This window comes from Muricoprocola aceti, assembly GCF_025567005.1.
GTDB classification, from domain to species: domain Bacteria; phylum Bacillota; class Clostridia; order Lachnospirales; family Lachnospiraceae; genus Marvinbryantia; species Marvinbryantia aceti.
On sequence record NZ_JAOQKE010000042.1, the window covers coordinates 1 to 3096 of the forward strand.

General features: G+C 39.5%; 3 protein-coding genes. All 3 read left to right on the forward strand.

Annotation, left to right across the window (positions count from 1 at the left end; all coding sequences use genetic code 11):
• Positions 1–149 precede the first annotated feature (149 nt).
• Positions 150–536 (forward strand): DUF6465 family protein, encoded by a 387-nt coding sequence (locus OCV47_RS15705; protein ID WP_262655954.1) that lies wholly within the window; start codon positions 150–152, stop codon positions 534–536.
• Between the two features lie 219 nt (positions 537–755).
• Positions 756–1382, forward strand: a complete 627-nt coding sequence (locus tag OCV47_RS15710) for a hypothetical protein (protein WP_262655955.1) — start codon at positions 756–758, stop codon at positions 1380–1382.
• A gap of 80 nt (positions 1383–1462) precedes the next feature.
• Complete coding sequence (locus tag OCV47_RS15715; protein ID WP_262655956.1) at positions 1463–2884, forward strand: Ig-like domain-containing protein; 1422 nt, start codon at positions 1463–1465, stop codon at positions 2882–2884.
• The last annotated feature ends 212 nt before the right edge of the window (positions 2885–3096 follow it).

The window sequence follows — 3096 nt, forward strand, 5'->3', positions numbered from 1 at the left end:
CATAAAAACTGCCCGGCATAACACCGGGCAGAAAATATTTTTTGTTTTTTTAATTGTCTACTTGACGGGTAGCACACCATTTATGCAGCTTTTTGCGTTTCGCAAACGTCTGATAAATATAGAATCGAAAAAGGAGAAAAGGATTAATTATGAGAAAAAAGAGACAGACTGCAAGTAGTATTGCAAAGGCAGCAGTTCAGGAAGTAAAAGACAGTGCAAAAGACATCTTGAATACACCAATTGTGGAAAAGGCAAAAGAAACCGTGAAGGATGCAGCAGAAAAAGCAGAAGATACGGTAAAAACAGTAACCAAAGCAGCAAAAGATGCAGGCAACAGAGTCTCATCTGTGATACTGGAAGTATCCGGGCTGGACATTTCTCTGGAAGATATAAAAAAAGCAGTGAAGAAAGACGCAGCAGAAAAAGGGCTGAACGGAACGATTCGGATTTATCTGAATGTTGCTCAGATGGCAGCTTACTATACGGTAGACGAAAAAGGCAGCGATGAATATAAGGTAGATTTTGTCAGAATCTAGGCCATTGGGGACGTGTAAAAGTGGCTTTCGACAGAAATGATTGCAGAAGAGAATAGCATAGGTAATAGAAATACAGATTGAGCCGTTTGGTTTGATCTGTATTTTTTTAATTTTTGGCAAGTTTCTGAATTGCGAGAAAAAGCATTGACAGACACTCGGGGGATAATATGAAACTATAAGAAAAAGGCTATATATAGTCAGGAAGGGAGAGAGGTACATATGAAAAGGATGAGAAGAAAGAAGTTTTGGAGTATGTTTGTGCTTATGATATGTATGGTCTTTTGCATGAATATTACAACACAGGCACAAACGTTGAAGGAAAAGGCGTTGACAGCGTATAAAGTGGCACTGGAGACAAGATATTTTGATGACATCTATGGTGATGGACAGAAGTATATGGCAGATTCTTTTTATCTGATGGATCTGGATGGAAACGGTGTGAAAGAGATTCTCATTACCAGAGGAAAGGTTTGCTATCTTTATACCTGCCGTCAGAACAAAGCAGTAAGACTTCTGGCCCGAGGTGGCTGGGGCGGCAGCAAATGGATGTATTATAAAAAGAAGCATGTACTGTTATTTGAACAGGGTGGTGCCGGTATTCATGAAAAGACCTATTATGCGATCAAGAATGGAAAGATCGTTGATGCCGCACACAATAGTTATGATTATAATGTAAATAAGCATTATTACGAACGGAACGGTAAAAAGACAACAAAGAAAAAGATAGAAGCGTACGAACGCCAGCTGAATAAGGAAAAACTGGTAACATTAGAGCCGAATATTGAAATTGCAGGAAAAGGGTTCCGGAAAAATACAGCAGCCAACAGAAAACGCTATCTTAAATAAAGAAAAGATCTCATATGGCTGGACATAAGAAACGGTTCAGCTCTATAATAAAATAACTATAGCAAAGGAAAAAATGAAGTATGAAGCTACGAAAATGTATGTGTGTAGCAGCACTGGCAGGTCTGTTTGTCTTAACAAATACCTTTCCTGCAGCGGCAGAAGGAAATCAGGATTCGAAGACAGTAAACTCAGCAGAAATAGTACCGGCAATGGCAGGATTCCAGATTGATCTGAGTGGATTTATAGAAGGCAGTTATGATCAGATGGATTATATTACGATTAGTGGTACCCGGCATTATGATGCGGCTTATGAGGTATTGGCTATTGTGAATAAGGAACGGACAAAAGCAGGATTATCGCCACTTACCATGGATCAGGATCTTCTTGAGGCTGCAATGAAAAGAGCTGCGGAAAGTTGTGTAGACTTTTCTCATACCCGTCCAAATCAGACAATGTGTTTTTCAGCATCTTCTAAAATGAATGGTGAAAATATTGCTGCCGGTTCCAGAACGGCAGATGGAATCATGACTATCTGGATGAATTCTCCAGGACATCGGGCTAACATCCTTACGGACGATTATCAGTCGATTGGAGTAGGATGCTTTGAACAGGGTGGTACCTGGTTCTGGGTTCAGGCTTTTGGAAGTAGCGAAGCAGAAACTGGAAATCCGCCGCAGAATCGTTCTGTGACAGAATTGATTCCATACGTTTACGATGAATATAGCTCTCAGTTCGGCCTTTACGTTTCTGGAGATGAAGAAGATGATACTTTGTATGCAGGAAATAAGCTGCCGCTTCAGGTGGCTATGGTGAATAAAGGATGGCAGTATGCATATGCAAAGCTCAATGCAGATAGCTTCGCATGGACCAGCAGCAATTCCTCTGTAGCTACGGTAAATGAACAGGGAATTGTAACAGGACTTGCGGCAGGAGATACAACGATTACTGCCGCTTCAGAAAAGATAACAGTCTCACAGACTATCCATGTTAAGAAAAAAGCAGGAAGCAGCAAAAATACCACAGGAAAGACAAGTGCTTCAACCGTAAGACTACAGGTAAAACAGAAAATTTCCGCTTTTAAAGTAATGAATATACCAAACGGTGATTATGTAAAATCCTATAAATCAGGCAATACCAGAATTTTTACGGTGAATCAGGCGGGCAAACTGACAGCGAAAAAGGCAGGTACAGCAAAGCTGACTGCAACACTGGCCAGTGGAAAAAAGATTACAGTAAAGGTGATTGTCCAGAAAGGAAAAGTAAAAACTACAAAAGTTACGGTAAACAAGAAGTCACTCAAACTGAAAGCTGGTAAGACAGAAACCCTGAAAGTAAAGCGTTATCCTTATACATCTCAGGAAAAAGTGACTTATAAATCTTCCAATTCAAAAGTTGTAAAGGTAAGTAAAAATGGAAAAGTTACAGCGAAGAAAAAAGGAGCAGCTAAAATTACTGTGAAATCAGGTAAAAAAACAGTGACTTGCAAAGTAAAAGTTTATTAAAGTAACTGTGAGAGAGCGTAGTTGTCATCTGAAGATCATAGTGATACAATAAATAAAATAACCGTAACGATTCAGAATCCATTGTGAGGAGACTGAACAGATACGAATAACAAGACGATAGTGTCAAATGACCTATGAAAAAACTGGGCAAAGAAAAAGGCTCAGATGAACCTTGAAAATTGCAGATATTTTAGTCTGAGGTAAACTATCGC

Bases quoted from the DNA above. Each gene is read 5' to 3' on its own strand.
- OCV47_RS15705 (WP_262655954.1), top strand. From the start codon at position 150: ATGAGAAAAAAGAGACAGACTGCAAGTAGTATTGCAAAGGCAGCAGTT.
- OCV47_RS15710 (WP_262655955.1), top strand. From the start codon at position 756: ATGAAAAGGATGAGAAGAAAGAAGTTTTGGAGTATGTTTGTGCTTATG.
- OCV47_RS15715 (WP_262655956.1), top strand. From the start codon at position 1,463: ATGAAGCTACGAAAATGTATGTGTGTAGCAGCACTGGCAGGTCTGTTT.